Source organism: Saccharicrinis fermentans DSM 9555 = JCM 21142 (genome assembly GCF_000517085.1).
GTDB classification, from domain to species: domain Bacteria; phylum Bacteroidota; class Bacteroidia; order Bacteroidales; family Marinilabiliaceae; genus Saccharicrinis; species Saccharicrinis fermentans.
Genome location: NZ_KI912107.1, coordinates 4,605,890 through 4,626,674 on the forward strand (window position 1 = coordinate 4,605,890; position 20,785 = coordinate 4,626,674).

Genomic DNA, 20,785 nt, shown 5'->3' on the forward strand with positions numbered 1-20,785 from the left:
TTTGTAAAGATCAAAGTATTATACTAATACTTCTATTTTACCGATGTAATTTTTTAAAAACTGCCTGCCTCTATAAATATATACTTTCACTTGGGCTTCGCTGAGTTGTGTTATGTCGGCAATTTCTTTGTATGAATAGCCCTCATAATCGCGTAATAGTATTACATTTTTTTGGTCGGGCGGGAGCATATCTAAGGCTTGGTGTAAAACTTCGTTTAGATCAGAATAGGACTGGGTAGTGAAGTACTTATTGTCATCTGCCTTGTCCCATTCGGCTTTGTATTTTTCTCGTCGAATAGAATCAATGAGTGTGTGATAGGCCGTGGAAAAAAGGTAGCTTTTCACTTTGGTAGGTGAGATATCCTTGTGGTTTTTCCATACCTTTTCAAATGTGTCCTGAACAATATCTTTCGCCTTCTCTGTGTCCTTAAGGTTTTTTAGAACAAAGCGGTATATATTGTCAGAATACTCTTCTACACTCTGGTTATATTCTTTTACTGTCATATAAAATAAGCAGCCAGCATGGATGCGGTTATGGATTTTCTTTTTTGATTGTATTTTTTACTTCCAGAAAATCACTTCCGGTATGTGGGTGTGACGGCTAAGTTACAGTAAAGTTACAGGTGTAATAAAAAAAAGTAAAGTTTTATGTGGATGCGTTTCGTCAGAATGATGCATTTAATCTTTGGATTAGATTTTGGAATAAATTTTTGAGGGCTCGATGGTCATATGGGCTCACCAAAATGATTCATACTTCTGTGTGTGAAATAATTCTCATGGCTTGGCTGATCAGTTTATGGAAGAAGGCTCTGCTGAACTACCTCTTTGAGGGGTTCTCCTATGCAACCATTGGGTTCTGTTATTTGAAGAAGTGTTGAAATAGTAGGAGCCACGTCTATCATATTTACACTTTCGAAAATTTGTTCTGTTTTTGTGTTCCAGCCAAAAAAGATTAATGGAGCATAGCAGTTGTGTTCATATTTAATGGTTTGTCCTCCATTTATTTCTTCTATCCACCCCGGTTTTAGCGATATAAACAGATCTCCTGATCTTCCGTAAAAGTAGTTTTGTTGAAGCTGATGATAGATGCCAGTGGTATATTCATTGACTCTTAAGTGCTGAGCGGTAATTGTTTTGCTGATGCCAGATACTTCCAGAAGAAATTTAGCCGACTTTTTTTGAATCTCATTTAGGTCTATGGATTCCTTCTCTAGTAAGGGATGGTTAAAATAAAATTGTTTGTCATGATATCCTTTGACCCATTTTCCTTGGCCGTAAATAGCCATCAGGTATAGATTAAGTAAGGCCGCAGTTTTTTTTCCGTTAAAAACACCAGTGTTTAGCTTATTTATTTTCAGGGTCTGAGGCAGCCATCCAGTGGTCGGGGTGGCGCTTAAGACGAGTAAGGTTCGCTCTAAACCAACATTGTCTTTGATTAACTGAATGATGGATTCTATTTGTAGATCCATGCGAAGGAGCAGGTCCTCTATTTCAGCATCGAATATTTCGTGGGGGCCTTGTGTAAAGGGTTTGCATGATAGGTTTATGCTCAGAATATCCGGATAGGCATCTTTTCCCATTTGTTCATTAATAATAAGGGAGGCCATGAAGTCGCGTATTAATACATTACCGTATGGCGAACCGATGATTTTTTGATAGGGTAGGCCTTTGTTGGCTTTGGTCTTCATTTCGTACATGAAGTGCCTGGGGTTTTCCGTCTCTTTTGAAATATATTCCTGGTATTTCTTTAAGTCTCTAAGTGGTCCCCATTGTCTTTGCGTGTAGGTGTCAGCAAATTTCATGCTGTTGAATTTCTCTACCCAGGGTCGTTCAATAGTGTCAGCTGAAGTCATTTTGCCAGTTGTGCGGTTAAACCAAAAGGTTAGTTTTTTATCGCTGAAGCCTTGGTAGGCCATGTTGAGGGGCGATAAGGAAATGGAAGCTACCTTTGATTGACCCTTGTAATATAAATTTAGCTCGTCGGTGATAGTTGTGCTGTGCAGTGTGGCAAATTGGATATGCCCAGAGTCTGGTCGAACTGCTTCGTCAGCAGTTATAAAACGACTCGATTTTTCTTCTGTGTCTGTACGGGTGCTATACCAGGAATCTCCAATAATACCATGGGTGTTTGGGTAACTTCCGGTATGCATGTTAGCGCGTTTGATGCCGTGGAACGAGGAGTTTGTATTGTAATTGCCTTTATGGTAAAAGGTGCCTTTGTTTACCAATTGGTTAAACCCGTAATGGCTAAATTTGTCTCTTAAAGAGATCAGATGTTCGGTACGAAGCTCGTCTATATTTAAAAATATAACCAGACGGGGCACTTGACTGCCTTGGTTATTTTGTCCATAAGACAGAGAGAACACAAATATATAGGTAACAATAATAAGCGGTAACTTCATTTGAACTGATGAATTTTAAACAGCCCAAAAGTAATGAGCAATAGGCAATTTCTCAAATATTATGCGTGTGTCTGTGCGTATTTTATTTTTATAGTTTTGGGGAAGCGCTTAAAATGATTTTACAATGTTTTGTTGAATCGAGGTAAAAGCATTACTGATTGAAGGTTACGACTATGATTTTATCTCTTCATGTTTGCGATACGAAACAATATCCACATCTTCTATGTAAATAATACCGGCTCCATTGGCTTTGTCTATAAGTCCGGACACCACTTTAGAAAAATCTTCGATTCGTTCCTGGCGATCAATAATCTCAATTATAATAGGAGAGTCTTCCGATAACTCAAAGGTTTTGGATGAGCTACTTAAACCATTGGCTCCGTAGCCCATAACGCCCCTGCTGATGGTTGTTCCGGCCAAGGTATATTTTTTGGCCGCAAATACGATGGCTTCGTACAGGGTGCGTTGATATACTTTCTCTGTTTCCTTGATTATTATTTTAAGTTTTTTTGCTTTCCCCTCTAATAGCATAATTCATCTTATTTGTTGTGTGATTTATAAATATTTAGTCGATTCAAATTACAACTAATAAAGCATACTATCAACATAAAATGATAAAATGTTTCATTCTTGACGGAAAGAAAAAAAAGAGGGGATGGGCAGGCAAGTTTAATAGCCGATTTCTTGAATCTTATTTAAATATTATTAATTTTGAGAGTGTATCCTTTTTTAAGTATTTGACTTTTATTTTTTCTGTAAGCGGAAAAAGGAGGATAAGCACATTCTACAATCCCTTAATTATTAACATGGTTAAATCTCAATATCGAATATTTATGAAGTTACGGTGATTTTAACGGCCGATGGCGGCTGTGTAATGAACGTTCTATAAAAATTGATTTTCTGATTTAGCCGCAATTCTAATGTTTTATGAAGGTATATCAAGCAAATCAAATTAAGAACATAGCCCTTCTTGGAAGTTCGGGCTCGGGTAAAACCACCCTCGCCGAGGCTATGTTATTTGAGGGTGGTGTTATCAGCCGCAGAGGCGATATAGAAAATCGGAGTACTGTCTCAGATTATCATAAGGTAGAACATGAGTATGGGTACTCGGTATTTTCATCTGTGATGTATACCGAATGGCTCGATAAAAAGATTAACTTTATTGATACCCCGGGGTCGGATGATTTTATTACCGGCGCCATTACTTCGCTGAATGTTACAGATACTGCCTTGATGCTTTTGAATACTACACAGGGCGTGGAGGTCGGAACACAAAATATTTTTAGATATACCGAAAAATATAACAAACCTGTTATTTTTATAGCCAATCAACTTGATCATGAAAAGTCAAATTTTGAACAAACGATTGAGCAGGCAAAGGATAGTTTTGGAAACAAGGTTGTTGTTATTCAATACCCTGTTAATGCAGGGGCTGGTTTCAACGCTCTTGTGGATGTGCTTAAAATGAAAATGTATAAATGGGGACCGGACGGTGGTGAGCCTGAGGTGCTTGAAATTCCTGCCGAAGAAAAAGAAAAAGCAGACGAGCTGCATAATATCTTAGTGGAAGCTGCAGCCGAAAATGATGAGGATCTAATGGAACTGTTCTTTGATAAGGGTACCCTGGATGAAGACCAGATGAGAGCAGGTATACACAAAGGTTTAATCGTCAGAGATGTATTTCCTGTGTTTTGTGTGGCCGCTCGTAAAGATATGGGGGTGCGACGTTTAATGGAGTTCCTGAGTAATATTGTTCCTTTTGTTTCAGAGATGCCTAAGCCACGTACCAAGGATGGTCAGGAAGTGACTTGTTCTTCCGAGGGACCTGCATCTGTTTTTGTTTTTAAAACCAGTATTGAACCTCACCTGGGCGAGGTGTCTTTTTTTAAGGTGATGTCGGGTAAGCTAAGTGAGGGTGTTGACCTAATAAATATGAGTAAAGGAGCCAAAGAGCGTGTTTCGCAACTTTATTGTGTGGCTGGTAATACCCGGACTAAGGTGGCTGAATTGGTGGCCGGAGATATTGGTGCTACTGTAAAGCTAAAAGAAACCAAGACCAGTGATACCTTAAATGAAAAGGGATGTGACTATAGGTATGAAGCTATTCAGTATCCGGACCATAAATACAGAACAGCCATAGCGCCTCTTGATGAGCATGATGATGAGAAGTTGGGAGAAGTGTTGCAACGTATGCATGAGGAAGACCCCACATTGGTGGTTGAATATTCCAAGGAATTGAAGCAGATCATTGTGAATGGTCAGGGAGAATTTCATTTGAATACCATGAAATGGCGGATTGAGAACAATGATAAAATAGCACTTAAATTTATTCGTCCTAAAATCCCTTATTGTGAAACAATTACCAAAGCGGCACGAGCTGATTATAGGCATAAAAAGCAATCCGGGGGATCCGGACAGTTTGGTGAGGTGCATATGGTCATTGAACCTTACGAGGAGGGTATGCCGCAACCTACAAGTTATCGGTTTAACGGACAGGAATTTAAAATGAATGTGAGAGCTACTGAAGAGGTTAAACTGCCTTGGGGAGGTAAGCTGATGTTTTATAACTGTATTGTGGGTGGGGCTATCGATGCTCGTTTCTTACCAGCTATACTAAAAGGTATTATGGAGAAAATGGAGGAGGGGCCACTGACAGGCTCTTATGCACGTGATATACGCGTATGTGTGTATGATGGTAAGATGCATGCCGTAGATTCAAATGAGATATCGTTTAAGTTAGCCGGGCGTAATGCTTTTAGTGAAGCATTTAAAAATGCTGGACCTAAAATATTGGAACCTGTGTATAATGTGGAGGTAAAGGTACCTTCAGACAGAATGGGTGATGTGATGAGTGATTTGCAAGGACGAAGAGCCCTTATTGAAGGGATGAGTAGTGAAAAAGGTTTTGAGGTGATCAAAGCCAAGGTGCCATTGAAAGAGATGGATAAATATTCCACTTCGCTCAGCTCTATCACTGGAGGAAGAGCCATGTTTACATTGAAGTTCGCTCAGTACGAAATTGTTCCGCACGATGTGCAGGAACAACTATTGGCTGAATATGAAAGAGAATTGGAAGAGGTATAGTGATTTTTTACTTAACAAGTCTTCTTTAGTTTAATTTTTTAGGACATCCGATACGCATCTGTATCGGATGTTTTTGTATTAATTTCCTCGAAATAAATGAAGGGCATCTTCTAGTTCTCTGTGTTCTCCCTTGTTATAGCCCGTAGCGGTGATCACGTAAAAGTAGACTCCTTCGGCAGCATCTTTACCTGCAATTTTACCATCCCATCCTTCTCCCGGGTTCGTGGTTTGAAATACCTTTCTACCCCAACGATTAAAAATGACCATTTTGAAGTCTTTTACTGAACGGTATACAGCTCTAAATTCATCATTTATGCCATCCCCGTCGGGGGTAAATACATTGGGCGCTTGTAATTCAATTTCTTCAATTTTAATATCACCCAGCGTAACAAAGTCAGAACAACCGCTTATGTCATTCTTCACTGTAACGGTCATGGCATAGGTTCCTACCTTGTCAAATATAATCTCAATCAAGCCGTCTTCGCTTGGTTTTTCTTCACCATCGTCTTGTAATAGTTCAAAGTCTACTGTGTAACTTTTGTTAAACCCTTTTGAGGAGTCGTTGATTAATACTACTACTTGGGCAGAGCCAGTAAAGTCACCTGTTAAATTAGTATACTTGTCATTACCGGGTAATTCGTTTTCGTTTTCGCGATCCATCACATTGTAGGAGAAATCTGCAATAACGGCAATTGGATCGGTAAAGTCATAGGCAGCTTCTAGGGTGTGTGTGCCATTAAAGGCCGAAGCAACTACTGTATAGGTTGTTACTTCGGCAGGTGCATCCATCAGTGGTTTCTGTCCTGATGTTTCTGCCGGATCGCTTGCCGGATCAGAGGTCCAGGTGTAGTCTATCGGATAGTTTACTGAGTAGGTTTCGCCTGATGAAGGGTTGCTATATAGGAGTGCTTTTGTGCTTGTTTCTGCATTTAATTGAAGATGGTTACAATTGCTATAAACAGTATCAATGGTTATTTCAAGTATCTCGGGCTGAAAGGTCCAACATACGTATTGCCCAAGGGGTGAACCATTGTCTTTTACAGTGAGTCGGTATGCGCCTCCATCTGTAATATTTAAAAAATCAGGATTGTTGCTTGTGCTGATCTCGTTCCAGCTGTTGCTTTCGTATGCTTCCCATGTATAGGTAATGTTACTTCCTCCGCTTGGAGGAGTCGCGCTTAATGATGCGGTGCTTATGTTGGTATAAAAGAACAATAGGTCGCTTGATGAATATTCCGCTTGCTGGCTGAAGCCATGTCCATTTGAAATGATTTGAGCGGTGATGGGTAGAGTTGTGAAAAACAACGATAAAATTAGATATTTATAAAATTTGTTCATCGAAATTTATTCCTATTGGTGGATAATAATATTTCATTTTAAGAAATGTTTTTCAAAGATATTTAATTAAACGGTTTTCGGGAAAATAAATTGTCATGGTGTATGGCTTCGTATTTAATACAATTTTTATAATAGCGGGAGGCAGGTTGTTTGAGCTTGTTGTTACTGTTTAAATATCAATGTTTTGTGGAAGTTTGGTGGGCCTTTAAAATAATGCGTGATGATGAAGTGTAGAATTTCTTGCGGGACATAAATGACCTCTTGGGAAATGTATCTTATTCAATCATCATACCGGCGGGTGAATTATTATGGCTGCTGTACCCATTTCAAATACCATTTTCGTTATCTTTGTATACCTAAAAAAAAAGAACGATTAGTGCAAAATTATCTTGAGCAATTAAATCCGGCACAGCAAGAGGCTGTTGTAACAACCAAAGGTCCGTCTTTGGTGATTGCAGGAGCCGGTTCCGGAAAAACCCGTGTGTTAACATTTAGGATCGCTCATCTGCTTACGCAAGATGTAGCACCTCATCGTATTTTGGCCTTGACCTTTACAAATAAAGCGGCTAAGGAGATGAAGGAACGTATTGCTGCCATCGTTGGGGGCGATGTTGCCCGAAACTTATGGATGGGTACCTTTCACTCAATTTTTGCGCGAATACTTCGTAGTGAGGCTAGTAAACTAGGGTACCCTTCGTCGTTTACCATCTATGACACTGCTGATTCAAAGAGCCTGTTAAAATCTATTATCAAAGGGATGAAACTCAATGATAAGGAGTATAAGGTGGGAGCCGTATTGGGCAGAATATCTGCTGCAAAAAATGATTTGGTGACACCTGCCGCTTATGCACGCGACCAGCATCGTATGATGGAGGACCAGGCCTCAAAAAAAGGTATGGTATATGAGATATATGCCAGGTATATGCGCCAGTGTTATAAATCGGGTGTGATGGATTTTGACGATTTGCTGCTGAATACGAATATCCTGTTTCGCGATTATCCCGAAGTTTTACAAAAGTATCAAAACTGGTTTCAGTATATTATGGTGGATGAGTATCAGGATACCAACTATTCTCAATATATCATCATCAAAAAATTGGCCGAAAAACATGGTAATATTTGTGTTGTCGGTGATGATGCCCAAAGTATTTATAGCTTTAGGGGGGCAAAAATCGAGAATATCTTGAATTTTAGAAATGACTATCCTGGTTATAAACTTTTTAAGTTGGAGCAAAATTACCGTTCCACTAAAAATATTGTGAATGCAGCCAATAGTATTATAAAGAAAAATACAAAGCAAATTAAAAAAGCTGTTTTCTCGGAGAATGATATCGGTAATAAAATCAAAATTCATAATGCCTATTCTGATATTGAAGAGGGATATATTGTGATAAATGATATTAAGGATAAAAGGCTTAAGCAGCATTATGAATTTCAGGATTTTGCGATTCTTTATCGCACCAATGCTCAATCACGTATTTTTGAGGAGGCCTTAAGAAAAGGTAATATGCCTTATAAAATTTATGGGGGACTGAGTTTTTATCAGCGGAAGGAAATAAAAGATTTACTGGCCTATTGTCGTCTCACAGTGAATACCGCAGACCAAGAGGCATTGAAGCGTATCATTAATTATCCAGCCCGAGGAATCGGAAAAACAACATTGGAAAAAATTGAGATGGCAGCTTCAGCTAGCGGTAAGAGCATGTGGGAAGTGATGGTGTCATTGGAACAAACGGCTCAGCTTTTTAATGCGGGTACACAAAAAAAACTGAACTCATTTGTGGGGCTTATTAATGGTTTTTCAGCCGCTATGAATCAGCAATCGGCCTATGACCTGGTCATGGAGATTGCCACCCAGAGTGGAATGATGAAAGAATTATATCATGACCGAACACCGGAAGCGATTGCTCGTCAGGAAAATATCCAGGAGCTGTTAAATGGAATACAGGAGTTTACCAATAATCGACTGGAGGAAGGTGGCGAAACAGGACTGGTTCATTTCTTGGAGGAAGTTTCTTTATTGACCGACCAAGATAATGAATCGGAAGATGATATAAATAAAGTCACCTTGATGACGATACACTCCAGCAAAGGATTGGAATTTAAGAATGTTTATATTGTCGGGGTTGAAGAAGGACTTTTTCCATCTAACATGACGAAAGATAGTCAGCAGGGTATCGAAGAAGAACGCAGGCTTTTTTATGTGGCAGTGACCAGAGCAGAAGATAATGCCACCATTTCTTTTGCACGTACACGTTATAAATATGGAGAATCAGCTTTTTGCCGACCCAGTCGTTTTATAGGAGAGATAGATGAGGCTTTTGTGGAGTTCTCCGGGGAGCAAATTAAAATAGTGGATCAACCTGGTAAATTTGCACCTAAACAGCCCGAGAGAAGATCATTAGGACGATCGCAACAGATTCAAAAACCCGGATATAATTTTAAGAAAGTTGGAGAGCAACAAGCCGCTCCTAAGTCGGCCGCCTTTAAAGGAACAGGCAACGGTAACCTTCAGCCGGGAGTAACCGTAGAACATGTTCGCTTTGGTAAAGGTAAGGTGGTTAGTGTTGAAGGGCAAATGCCAAATGCAAAAGCTACGGTAGACTTTGAAAATGCGGGACTTAAACAATTACTTTTAAAATTTGCCAAATTTAAAATTTTGGGTTAGATTTGTGCCCATGGTACTGCATGATATTGACATGTTTACTGCACTATTAAGAATGAATACCCCCAAAATCCGGACTGATTTAATTTAAGAATTTGTACTTATTAGATAGGAAGGGTTTTAAATAACATCTCAAAATATACATTTTAGAGAAGAGATTTTTTTATTAATTATGGATTATAACTCGAATAGGAAAAAGTTACTTTTACCTGAATATGGGCGTCATATTCAAAAAATGGTGGATCATTGTGTTTCCATTCAGGATAAAGAAGAAAGAACAAAGTGTGCACACTCCATCATTGGAAATATGGGAAATATGTTTCCTCATTTGCGTGATGTAAATGATTTTAAACATAAATTGTGGGATCATTTGGCTATTATGTCAGAGTTTAAATTGGAGATTGAAACACCTTTTGCACTTCCTGAGAAGGAAACTTTATATGAGAAACCCAAGAAAATGCCCTATAATAATCAGCGTATTAGATACCGTCATTACGGACGTACCATCGAACATATGATTGATAAGGCAGGAGAAATGGAGGACGGTGAGCATAAGCAGCATCTAATTATGTTGATTGCCAATAATATGAAGAAGTCATTGATTACTTGGAATAAGGACTTTCCTGGTGATGAGCGTATTTTTAATGATATGAGGAAAATGTCGGATGGGAAACTGGAGATTAGTGACGATATGAAGATACCTGAACAGAAAGAGAACCAAGGATATCAACCTCAAAGCCGAAATAAGAAAAAGCGTCCTTTTAAACGTCACGACGATAGAAGAAACTAAAACCTAATGTTGTTGCTTTGTAATTTGTGTGGACAAAGCTAACAGAATGTAGTTCTACAAAAAAGCTAATTATTTAATCCTAAATGAATGCACTGTTTCGAAATTGAAGGAGGGCACAAGCTTTCCGGTGAAATTACCCCGCAAGGGGCCAAGAATGAGGCGCTACAGGTTATATGTGCCACTCTCCTGTCGAAAGAAGAAATTATTATCAACAATATACCAGATATTGTTGATGTAAATAATTTGATAAACTTATTGGGTGATATAGGGGTGATAGTAAAAAGGCTTGGAAAAGCTAGCTGTTCCTTTATAGCCGAAAATATTAATATGGATTACCTTCAGAGTCAGGAATTCAGAACGAAAGCTTCTTCGTTGAGGGGATCCGTTATGATTATGGGACCCCTGTTAGCACGTTTTGGTAAAGCTTATTTTCCAAAGCCGGGCGGAGATAAAATTGGACGCCGTAGATTAGATACCCACTTTATTGGCTTTGAAAAGTTAGGCGCACAATTCCACTATAATCCCAGTGAGATATTTTATAGTGTGGAGGCTGAACACTTGAAGGGTACTTATATGTTGTTAGATGAGGCCTCTGTGACAGGTACTGCGAATATTGTTTTGGCTGCCGTACTTGCTCAAGGAAAAACAACAATTTATAATGCGGCCTGTGAACCTTATGTGCAACAGTTGTGTAAGATGTTAGTGAGTATGGGCGCTAAGATTTCAGGAATTGGTTCTAATCTTTTGAATATTGAAGGGGTGGAGTCCTTAGGCGGGTGTGAACATCGTATCTTGCCCGATATGATTGAGATCGGTAGTTTTATAGGTATGGCCGCTATGACTGGTTCTGAAATAACTATTAAGGATACGGCCTATGATGAATTGGGTGTTATACCTGATGCATTCCGAAAAATGGGTATTCAGTTGGAGCGCAGAGGGGATGATATCTATATTCCAGAACAGGATGAGTATGAGATAGAAACCTTTATTGATGGTTCAATCATGACGATTGCGGATGCGCCATGGCCGGGTCTGACACCAGACTTGTTAAGTGTTTTTTTGGTGATTGCAACCCAAGCCAAAGGTAGTGTGTTGATTCATCAGAAAATGTTTGAGAGTAGGTTGTTTTTTGTGGATAAACTAATTGATATGGGCGCACGTATTATTTTATGTGATCCACATAGGGCTACTGTAATTGGCTTAAATAAAGAAACTCCTTTGAGGGGAACCACATTGACATCGCCTGATATTAGAGCTGGGGTAGCCTTGTTGATAGCTGCTTTGTCTGCCAATGGAAAGAGCACGATACAAAATATTGCGCAAATAGATCGGGGGTATCAAAATATTGATGAAAGACTTCGCAAGTTGGGGGCTAAAATTAAAAGAAATTAGTCGATTCTAATGCCATAAGCTGTCAGAGTCTTGAAGTTTATCTGGGCGTGAATGGTCGTAACTTTTAGCGCCAGTACAAGAATAAGCTGAGTGCTTATAATGATTGGAACCAACTGGAGCATGACGAAGATGGTCTGGTATATCCCCAAAATATAGGCTATTCTTTATCAATAGACGAAACAGCGCTATCCAATGGAGAATGATATACAATCCTTAGCAATAAAGCCTAGAGAGGAAAAAAGGGATTCATAGTGGGGATCTTTAAAGGAACGCATGCAGCGGATATTATCAAATTGATTAAAGAAAATTTCACTGACGAGCAACGACGTATGCTTAAGGAAGTGACCTTAGATATGGTAAATAACATGAACCAAATTGTTGAAAATTGTTTTTCAAAGGCTATCAGGGTAATCGACCGTTTTCATGTTCAGAACATCATTAATTTCTTCGATAACAGAAGTACCAATGCTGCAGCAGAATCTTTCAATGCAAAAGTAAAGGATTTCAGAAGGCAATTCAGAGGTGTTGTTGATGTAAAGTTCTTTTTATTCATATTAACAAAAATATTTGCATGACAACTATAAACAACATTTACACCCAACTTTTGGCACTGACACTTTGAAGCTAATAGTTTGTAATTAAATATGTTGATATTAGATTTTAATAATAATTTCAAGTATAACGAAAGTCTTTACAATTTATCCATAACCATATTTCGTAATTCTCAATAAATGAGTAATTCTCATTTAAATACCCAATTACCAATAAAGAGACCGCAGGGTTGGCCAGAACAATAGCCCGGGGCCGGCGTTGGCGAGAAGTTATAACCCGGAAAATGCATTAGAAAATCTATTACGCCTTTAAATGGCTTCAAAAGAAGTCACTTCGTTACTTTTCTTCAACTCACCATAGCTGGTGCTATGCCTCGTCTCAGAAAAGTCTTCTTTTATTGCCATTTCAACGCTCATAACGAAGTTCTAATACATCATCCGGGTTTCTGGGCGCACTTGAGGTGATGGTGATAGTGCGGCTGGTTTTGAAGGGAAGGAAGTGTGCGCCGGACGGAATTGGAGGTTGATGCAGGGGAGGTAGTGATCTATTGTTCTAGACCTTTTTGGTCCTTTTTATGGCAATGACTATAATGAAGTTATCATGAGGGCCTTTGAAAACAAGCCTTCCCGAGTAAATTAGCGAAGCTTATTCATGAGGGCCTTTTAATATATACTTTCCCGAGTAAAAAGGACATATCGATAAGCAGCAAAAGCAGGGTATGTATCAAAAGAATCAAGTTATCCTCTCTATAAAGAAACAATATTTTCAATTGTTAGTAACAATTTCAAGTATAACGAAAGTCTTTACAATTTATCCATAACCATATTTCGTAATTCTCAATAAATGAGTAATTCTCATTTAAATACCCAATTACCAATAAAGAGACCGCAGGGTTGGCCAGAACAATAGCCCGGGGCCGGCGTAGGCGAGAGAGCTTTACGATGGACAGTTGTTTTGATGACTCAACGTGCTGAATTTTAACCAATTTGAAAATTATAAAAGTCGGTAAATTCAGCTGTTTCAGAGGTTTTTTTCACCTTTTTTCATTACATGAAGCCATCTTTCAAGGTCTTTTTTTCATGCCTTTTTTCTAAAAAACCAACACTGTAAATAAAGTACAAAAAATTACAGCCTTTCAAAGCTCTATATTTTAGCGGTGCTCCAGAGGAACAAGAAAACGTTACATCGCGCAGCGTGTTAGCCTCCTGCTCTACAATTTAGTTTCCAAAGCAAACATCAAACGAATACTAATTAAAATTTATATTTTTAGATAAATAGAAAATAATTTATAGTTTAAAAGAATCAAATTACATTTATGAAAGAAGTCAAGCTAATTTCTTTTGATTATAGGAATGAGAAACAGGTTGCTATTAAATTTGGATATAATGATGAAATAAGGATTCACTTAAAGAAGCTACTAGGTGTAAAGTGGAGTAATACACACAAAACATTCTATATTAAATATTTATCAGAAAACACAAAACATTATTAAGTCTCATTTATTCTGCAGGCCATACGGAAATGTAGATCAGCCGGCAGACAGGATGAACCTAAATCCACAGTATTTGTCATTTACACGGAACGTGTAAGCCCGACACTCTCTCCACCATTGGTGGATAAAACCGTAACCGCAAGGCATCAGGAAATGTCGGACAGAGAGGATGGAACAAGCGAATGTCTTCCTGTAATGGGTTGAATAGTGGTTGCGCTTAGGCAACATCACCACGGGTTAAAGCCTGCCCACCTCCATCTGGTACTTTATGGCAAAATATATTGTGGAACCTGCTTATGAAAGAAAGCAAATGAAGGAGGATGTGAATTTATCGAAAAGAAACAATTGTTTCCAACACATAAAGGTACACCATAAGGAGGCACGATTTCACCCCTATTGATGAATATGGTACTGAACTCTATGGAATCAGCTATCATTAAGTAGTTTCCAAGATGGCACGCCAAGAAGGTAAACTTCGTGAGATATGCCGATGATTTTGTAATTACTGCCAAAAGTAAAGAAATCATTGAAGAAGAAATAAAACCCTTCGTCATTGAATTTCTAAAAGAGAGAGGTCTTACCCTGTCTGCAGAAAAATCCAAAATACCGATCGTGTATCATGTGAAAGTGAAGAGTAAAGCCAATCCTTACTTGTCAGAATACGATAAGTATTTTTATCAGCGGACTAAATGGAGAGAAGATCTTGCAAAAAAATGTAAACAAAAGACTACATTCGTAAGTAGTAATAATGTTAAACAAAAAACAGCTGGGTGACTCTTCGCCGAGAAGCCTTTAAAGTGCTTGAGCCGTGTGCTTGGAAACTGGCACGCACGGTTCTTAGGGGGCGTAAGCTACCCGGTTAGGCATTAAAAAAACTCAACTACTCAAAAATAAAATAGAAATGAAAAAAGATTTTTTTATTATTAGCTTATTCTTTCTTTTAGCTTCTTGTACAAACCTTAAGAAAGGCGAAGTTGCCATTGTTACAGGAAAAGTAAATTCCAATACACATAATAGAATTGAGATTGTATTGTATAATGTTCCTCCACAAGCAAGGAGCAATACTTATGTTACCGAACTTGATGGAGATTCGGAATTCTCATTTGAAATACCGATAAAAGGAATTCGTTTTGGAAGAATTAGTATTGGAAATTTCAACTATGATTTTTGTTTACAGCCTTCAGACAGAATAGAGCTTGATAAGCCTTTAGGAGATACTATCTATTATAGCGGAGAAGGAGCCGAAAAAAATAATTTTTTATTTTACGCTGAGAAAAATGGTGTCAATGAAAGTGCATACTATTCAAGACTAAATAAACGAAAAATAAATCCCCAACGTTTTTTCACAGAGATGAATCGAATGAAAGAAAAACGAATTCAATTACTAAAAAGTTACGATTCTAAGTTAAGTGATGAATTTATCAATTTTTACAAGCTGCATTCTGAGAACACACTCAATCTCATGCTTGTTATGTATCCAAACCGATACAAACAAAAGAACGAAAACTTTGTATTACCGAAAGAATATGAAAAATTTACTCAACTATCCAATATGATAGATGATTCAAAATTATCTACAAGGGAATACCATAACATGATTGATTATTTGATAAGAATTAAAGCAAAAGAATTAGGCAAAATAGATGAGACATTAAAATTCAAAGATGCCGAACATATTATTTTGTTTGATTCCTTATCAGGACAAACACAGGCTTATGCATTACTAAATAGCATTAGAAGTGATTTGAATTTTGGAAGTCGTTATGACACCCTTGTTGTTGATAAATTTAAAACTCTTAATTCAGATAAACCGTCAACTGATGAATTTAACAGAGTAATGGATAAACATGTTGAAAAACAAAGATTAATAAAAACACCTCTCCATCCAGAGTTTGCAAATACGATTTTACTTGACACGATGAATCAAGAACTTACATTTAGTGAGATGATGAAAGAACACAAGGGGAAAATCGTTTATTTAGACTTGTGGTCAACAAGGTGTCGTCCATGTGTTGCTGAAATGCCTTATTCCAAGAAATTGAAAGAAAAATTAAAAGATGAACCAATTGCTTTTGTATTTATATCGGTTGAAGCATCAGACAGTAAAAAGTGGAACGAAGTATTCAAAACAACCTTGACTAAAGAAAACCATTATGTTTTTAAGAATGAATTTCGTTCAAAGATGTTAGATTTTATGGAAATTAATGGAGTACCAACTTATATGATTTTTGACAAGAAAGGTCAGCTGTTGGATTATAATGCAGAACGACCATCGTGGGGACAGTTTACAGAAAGAAGATTGAGAAAACTGGCAAATAATGAATAACGCCCTATAGTCGAGTAGCCAGCCGCTAGGCGCATAGCCTAGCGGAGAAGCTCTCACAGCACGACTTTTTACTCCATAAAAAGTAAGTACGGGTAACTTCGTTATTCCTCTTCATAAATTAAAATACTATTTTAATTTATTCGAGCATATACGGCGGTTCCTTACATCATGGGGAATCGAAGATCGGCGGAGCCAATAGCGAATTATCCCTTGAAGGTAAAGAAGAAGTTATTTCATTGTACATAGAAGCTAAGGGAATGTAATCTCGTTTTTGGAGTCTTTCCACCGTAATGGTTGTACCTTGGATATTCCGGAGCAAGCTGACCTACTTGCCAAACGTTGGTTAAAGTTATGTTTTCAGCATGACATTCCGGCGGATGTTGACCCCTTAAAATGTTTTTGAAGGAATAATATTGCTCGGTGATCAAAAAAAACGGAGCATGTTGACCCCTCTCGCGAACAAATGCTTTTCGAAAAACGGAGCATGCTGACCCTCTGGATTTAGGTTTAATTAATTTGCCATTATGGGTAGAATCGTACATACCGCATACCGCTTCGATCTTAAAGGAGATACAAGGCGTAAATAACAGAATTAATAATTTTTTGTAAATTCATAGCTGATTTAAAAAAGTGAACGGGTATGGCCGTTTTCACAGGGTGGGTATAGACCATTTTTTCCAAATTGACGACAGAGATTAACTTCATCACCCCACAAAAATAGAATTTACAAACACTTGCATATAAACAGATTTTATATATTTGTATATATAAAAACATGATTTGATGCCTGTAAAGCCCAAAATAATCCTCTCTTTAGCACAACACCGGAAGATGGATGTTGTAAAAATAGGAATAAACAAAAAGGTGACTCCACATATGCTACGCTACTCATTTGCAACTCATTTATTAGAACATGGTGTCGACCTTAGATACATTCAAACGTTTTTAGGTCATGTATCGAGTACCACAACAGAAATTTACACACACGTAAGCAAACGATCTCTTGCAAATATAAAAAGCCCTTTAGACCAAATTACAGAACATAAATAACTCAATAACTGATAATTAAACAAATGTCGACATAATAGATATAAACACAATATGCATTTACACATACGTTGAACGAAAGCTCCTTCGTCGCTAATTAGAAAAGTGGTAACTTAAAGTATTATTCATTAATACTTTATAAGATGAAAAAAAAACATTACGCGCGCAGGTCATTCAAGAAATGCGCTTACGCGGTTACAGTGAGAGAACTGTAGATACTTATGTATCTATGCTCTCGATTTTGGCAAAGTATTACAGGAGGTCTCCGTCAACACTTAGTCATCAGGAAGTAAAAGATTTCTGCTATTATCTTCTTCAAGAAAAAAAGCTTTCGAACAGTACCATCAACCAAATGATTAGTGCCTGGAAAATATTTTGGGTGGATATACTTGGGAACAAGTGGGATGGCATTAAGATAAAGCGTCCAAGAGTAGCGAAGAAACTACCCACGGTTTTGTCTCAGTCAGATGCCTATCGTTTGGTGACAAGTTCATATAATGTCAAACATCGTACATTAATGATGTTGACTTATGCAACGGGCATGCGGTGCGAAGAAGCTCTAAGTTTGTTGCCTGAGCAAATAGATTCGGCACGTTTGGTTGTACGCATAAAGGGCAAGGGTAATAAAAGCCGAGAAGTACCACTTCCAGAGGATATATTAGAACAACTCAGAATTTATTTTAAACAGTATCGTCCTTCGAAGTATCTTTTTGAGGGCTTTAAAAAGGGAAGAAATATTCCGCAACAAGTTTTCGTAAGATAGTATCACGTGCTGCCTTATCAGTAGGTATAAATAAGGGCGTATCGCCTCATGTGTTACGACATTGTTTTGCTACTCATATGCTTGAAAGAGGTATCAATTTGGAACGGTTGCAGTTACTGATGGGACACAGTTCACTAAAAACAACCTCAGGTTATCTTCATTTGGCTCACCCTTACCTTGGCGAAGTTCCCAATTTGTTAATTCCAATAAAACAGGCACAGCCATGAGTCACACCGAAAATAGTAAACAGAAAATAGAAGTGGCCGATGTTGTGAGGAGCTGTCAAGATGATATTGCTACCAAGTTAAGGTTGAACAAAGAACAACAAAAAGCTATTGAAGCTATAACAAGGTGCCGTACATCAGAAGCAGGCGGTCATATTGCGTATTGTAATAACAGCAGCTGTAGTTACAGTCAACAGTCCTATAACTCTTGTCGCAATAGACATTGCCCCAAGTGTCAGTATTTAAAGCAGCAGCAATGGGTCAATAAGCTCACTAGTCGATTAATGCCCGGACGCTACTTTCATATTGTATTTACCATACCAAGGGAGCTACATCCATTGTTTTACATCAACCAACAAGCATGTTATGACTTACTGTTTCGTTCTGCCTCCCAAGCTTTACAAAATGCAGGACGCAATCCTTCATTTTTAGGTGCTGATGTTGGAGCACTATGTGTACTGCATACCTGGGGGCAAACATTAATGTATCATCCCCATATTCATATGCTGGTTCCCGCTGGCGGCCTGTCTACGGATGGTATGGAATGGGTTGCTTCGCCCAAGAAGTTCTTTGTGCCCGTAAAGGCATTGTCTGGCATGTTTAGAGGTATACTAGTTAAGCAACTCGAAAAACTACTGATCAAGGAAAAACTGAGGTTACCTAAGGAGTTTGAAGGAGCTCAAATGTTGAAATCAGAACTGTACAGTAAACGATGGAATGTATACTGTAAAAAGGCGTTTGGGGGTATCAACAGTGTATTACAATACTTGGGCAGATACACCCATCGGGTAGCTATATCTAATAATAGGCTAACATCTTTATCGGACAAGCAAGTGAGCTTTACCTATAAAGATTACAGACAAAATAGCAAGCAAAAACAAATGACCTTAAATCAACTTGAATTTGTGAGGCGTTTTATACATCACGTCTTACCTAGCGGATTCTTTAAAATCAGATATGTTGGCATACTTGCAACGGTACATATACATGGTAAACGAGAACAGGTAATTGCACTAGTGGGTGAAAATATGTGGTTGTCAAACCTCGAAGGCCTTACCTCATATGAAGTGTTAAGAGCATTAATAGGAAAGGATCCTTGCATATGCCCCAAATGCAATAAAGGCATAATGGTTCGCACAAGGATATTGCACCAACTAGAATGACATTAAGCAGATAAAACGTTCTTTGTTTCATGGATGCAAATAAAACAACCGTTCATGTGGGTGTAACGGGATTGTTATGCCTTAAACCAAACGAAATTAACATGCTGATGAAAGAATGTTGTATAAATAACAGAGAAATATTAGGATCAGAGCGTTTACAAAGAAAAAGAACTAAATGAAATGTGCATAGGTTAGGCCGCCTTCGTTCAACGTAATTTTATCCTTCATGACTAATAAATATTAGCAATCATAATTTTGGATATTTATCAATGTTCAACTTTTTACTTATCTTGGTCGAACAAAGGATAAAATCCTTATAAGTTGTACAGCATTTGACAAATGACCGAAACAGAAGAACAAATACAAGCAGATTATCGAAATCGTATCAACCGAGTTTTTAAGTTTATTGATGAAAACTTGGATGCGGACTTATCGTTAAAGACTGTTTCCAAAATTGCTTTTTTCTCACCTTTTCATTTTCATAGAGTTTTCAAACTTGTAACAGGCGAAACCCTAAATGAATATGTAACAAGACGAAAAATCGAGAAATCATCTTTGGACTTGTTGCACAAGAAAATAACTACAACAGAATTAGCACATAGATTTGGATTTAGTGATAATTCTTCCTTTTCTCGAACCTTCAAAAAATATTTCGGAATTAGCCCGACCGAATTCAAAAAGCAAAATCCGAACAGACATAGCAAGATACGTCAACTTGAAAGCAAGAACGGACAAGACTATCCTGAATACGAGAAATACATTTGCATCATTGAAAATCTCAAAAATTGGATAAAAATGAATGCAAACATCGAAATCAAAGAAATGCCTAAAATGGAATTGGCTTATGTGTCGAGTATTGGACCTCAAAATCTTGAAAAAGCTTATGGAAAGCTAATGCAATGGGCAACACTAAAAGGTCTGATGAATGACCAAACTAAAATGGTAACAATTTACCACGACAGTTTTAAAGTTACCCAAGCGGATAAAGTAAGAATGAGTGCCTGTATTTTGTTGAACAAACCTACCGAAACCAAAGGCGAAATTGGAACGACCTCAATAGAAAACGGAAAGTGCATAGTTGGCAATTTTGAAATTGGATTAAATGAATTTGAGAAGTCTTGGACGGGTTTATTTTTATGGATGAACGAAAACGGATATAAAAAAGCTGATAGGGAACCTTTTGAGATTTATCATAACAATTTTAATGAGCATCCCGAAAGTAAAGCTATAGTTGACTTTTGCATACCAATCGAATAAAAACGCTGTACAACACCGTGTATAAGCAATAGCGGTTCAGGTTTAAATTTGAATCGTTTTTGTATAAATTAAAGTATATTGTTAGCTGAAAAGTAGTAGACCAAAGTCCGCTACTGCTCATACACAAAACCGTTTGTGTGCCACGAAGCTGTGGTAATCCAGTAGGTGTAAATCCTACCTAAATAATTTTGTTAAAAGATTATTGCTTCGCTCAGCATAGCCCAAGTAAACTTGGCTCTGCGTTCGCTTATGGCAATAATTGCTGTTCATTTAGAAGAGCTGCCGACAGT

General features: G+C 37.8%; 15 protein-coding genes and 1 pseudogene. 12 read left to right on the forward strand and 4 right to left on the reverse strand.

Annotation, left to right across the window (positions count from 1 at the left end):
• Positions 1-18: 18 nt before the first annotated feature.
• The 3 genes from CYTFE_RS0118800 to CYTFE_RS0118810 form a co-directional block, all read right to left on the reverse strand.
• A complete protein-coding gene (locus tag CYTFE_RS0118800) occupies positions 19-504 on the reverse strand; it encodes an RNA polymerase sigma factor (protein WP_027473086.1) in 486 nt (161 codons plus the stop codon).
• Between the two features lie 290 nt (positions 505-794).
• Complete coding sequence (locus CYTFE_RS0118805; RefSeq protein WP_027473087.1) at positions 795-2,402, reverse strand: alkaline phosphatase family protein; 1,608 nt, start codon at positions 2,400-2,402, stop codon at positions 795-797.
• A 171-nt stretch (positions 2,403-2,573) separates the two neighbouring features.
• Positions 2,574-2,933: a DUF190 domain-containing protein gene (locus CYTFE_RS0118810; protein ID WP_027473088.1), complete on the reverse strand. Its 360-nt coding sequence runs from the start codon at positions 2,931-2,933 to the stop codon at positions 2,574-2,576.
• A 396-nt stretch (positions 2,934-3,329) separates the two neighbouring features.
• Here CYTFE_RS0118810 and CYTFE_RS0118815 point away from each other — a divergent pair, with 396 nt between their 5' ends.
• Positions 3,330-5,486 (forward strand): elongation factor G, encoded by a 2,157-nt coding sequence (locus tag CYTFE_RS0118815; RefSeq protein ID WP_027473089.1) that lies wholly within the window; start codon positions 3,330-3,332, stop codon positions 5,484-5,486.
• Positions 5,487-5,564: 78 nt separating this feature from the next.
• On the opposite strand, the gene CYTFE_RS30900 is transcribed toward CYTFE_RS0118815, so the two are convergent.
• Entirely contained in the window at positions 5,565-6,824 is a 1,260-nt protein-coding gene (locus CYTFE_RS30900; RefSeq protein WP_027473090.1) for a T9SS type B sorting domain-containing protein, read from the reverse strand.
• Between the two features lie 376 nt (positions 6,825-7,200).
• Here CYTFE_RS30900 and CYTFE_RS0118825 point away from each other — a divergent pair, with 376 nt between their 5' ends.
• The 11 genes and pseudogenes from CYTFE_RS0118825 (at position 7,201) to CYTFE_RS0118890 (ending at position 20,495) form a co-directional block, all read left to right on the forward strand.
• Positions 7,201-9,492 (forward strand): ATP-dependent helicase, encoded by a 2,292-nt coding sequence (locus tag CYTFE_RS0118825; RefSeq protein WP_027473091.1) that lies wholly within the window; start codon positions 7,201-7,203, stop codon positions 9,490-9,492.
• Positions 9,493-9,661: 169 nt separating this feature from the next.
• Complete coding sequence (locus CYTFE_RS27235) at positions 9,662-10,279, forward strand: DUF4290 domain-containing protein (RefSeq protein WP_044213893.1); 618 nt, start codon at positions 9,662-9,664, stop codon at positions 10,277-10,279.
• Positions 10,280-10,366: 87 nt separating this feature from the next.
• The gene (gene murA, locus CYTFE_RS0118835; RefSeq protein ID WP_027473092.1) at positions 10,367-11,671 is read left to right on the forward strand and encodes a UDP-N-acetylglucosamine 1-carboxyvinyltransferase; all 1,305 of its coding nucleotides are present in this window, start codon (positions 10,367-10,369) and stop codon (positions 11,669-11,671) included.
• Between the two features lie 251 nt (positions 11,672-11,922).
• Positions 11,923-12,246 (forward strand): transposase, encoded by a 324-nt coding sequence (locus tag CYTFE_RS31275; protein ID WP_027473093.1) that lies wholly within the window; start codon positions 11,923-11,925, stop codon positions 12,244-12,246.
• Between the two features lie 1,946 nt (positions 12,247-14,192).
• Positions 14,193-14,489, forward strand: coding sequence for a hypothetical protein (locus CYTFE_RS32180; RefSeq protein WP_044214419.1), 297 nt, complete (start codon positions 14,193-14,195; stop codon positions 14,487-14,489).
• Between the two features lie 127 nt (positions 14,490-14,616).
• Positions 14,617-16,041 carry a TlpA family protein disulfide reductase gene (locus CYTFE_RS29000; protein ID WP_052343301.1) on the forward strand — a complete coding sequence of 475 codons (1,425 nt, stop codon included), beginning with the start codon at positions 14,617-14,619 and terminating at the stop codon, positions 16,039-16,041.
• A gap of 831 nt (positions 16,042-16,872) precedes the next feature.
• A complete protein-coding gene (locus CYTFE_RS27250) occupies positions 16,873-17,091 on the forward strand; it encodes a tyrosine-type recombinase/integrase (RefSeq protein WP_052343455.1) in 219 nt (72 codons plus the stop codon).
• Between the two features lie 166 nt (positions 17,092-17,257).
• Positions 17,258-17,851: pseudogene (locus CYTFE_RS32030) on the forward strand (tyrosine-type recombinase/integrase); the annotation flags it as partial.
• A complete protein-coding gene (locus tag CYTFE_RS32035; protein ID WP_081736036.1) occupies positions 17,848-18,078 on the forward strand; it encodes a tyrosine-type recombinase/integrase in 231 nt (76 codons plus the stop codon). The pseudogene CYTFE_RS32030 and the gene CYTFE_RS32035, both read left to right, overlap by 4 nt.
• Positions 18,075-19,238 (forward strand): IS91 family transposase, encoded by a 1,164-nt coding sequence (locus CYTFE_RS0118880; protein ID WP_027470237.1) that lies wholly within the window; start codon positions 18,075-18,077, stop codon positions 19,236-19,238. The genes CYTFE_RS32035 and CYTFE_RS0118880 overlap by 4 nt, the downstream gene beginning before the upstream one ends.
• 339 nt (positions 19,239-19,577) lie before the next feature.
• Positions 19,578-20,495, forward strand: a complete 918-nt coding sequence (locus tag CYTFE_RS0118890) for an AraC family transcriptional regulator (protein ID WP_027473096.1) — start codon at positions 19,578-19,580, stop codon at positions 20,493-20,495.
• The last annotated feature ends 290 nt before the right edge of the window (positions 20,496-20,785 follow it).

Coding starts and splice junctions, on each gene's coding strand:
- CYTFE_RS0118800 (WP_027473086.1), bottom strand. CDS start 504: ATGACAGTAAAAGAATATAACCAGAGTGTAGAAGAGTATTCTGACAAT.
- CYTFE_RS0118805 (WP_027473087.1), bottom strand. CDS start 2,402: ATGAAGTTACCGCTTATTATTGTTACCTATATATTTGTGTTCTCTCTG.
- CYTFE_RS0118810 (WP_027473088.1), bottom strand. CDS start 2,933: ATGCTATTAGAGGGGAAAGCAAAAAAACTTAAAATAATAATCAAGGAA.
- CYTFE_RS0118815 (WP_027473089.1), top strand. CDS start 3,330: ATGAAGGTATATCAAGCAAATCAAATTAAGAACATAGCCCTTCTTGGA.
- CYTFE_RS30900 (WP_027473090.1), bottom strand. CDS start 6,824: ATGAACAAATTTTATAAATATCTAATTTTATCGTTGTTTTTCACAACT.
- CYTFE_RS27235 (WP_044213893.1), top strand. CDS start 9,662: ATGGATTATAACTCGAATAGGAAAAAGTTACTTTTACCTGAATATGGG.
- murA (WP_027473092.1), top strand. CDS start 10,367: ATGCACTGTTTCGAAATTGAAGGAGGGCACAAGCTTTCCGGTGAAATT.
- CYTFE_RS29000 (WP_052343301.1), top strand. CDS start 14,617: ATGAAAAAAGATTTTTTTATTATTAGCTTATTCTTTCTTTTAGCTTCT.
- CYTFE_RS27250 (WP_052343455.1), top strand. CDS start 16,873: ATGGATGTTGTAAAAATAGGAATAAACAAAAAGGTGACTCCACATATG.
- CYTFE_RS0118880 (WP_027470237.1), top strand. CDS start 18,075: ATGAGTCACACCGAAAATAGTAAACAGAAAATAGAAGTGGCCGATGTT.
- CYTFE_RS0118890 (WP_027473096.1), top strand. CDS start 19,578: ATGACCGAAACAGAAGAACAAATACAAGCAGATTATCGAAATCGTATC.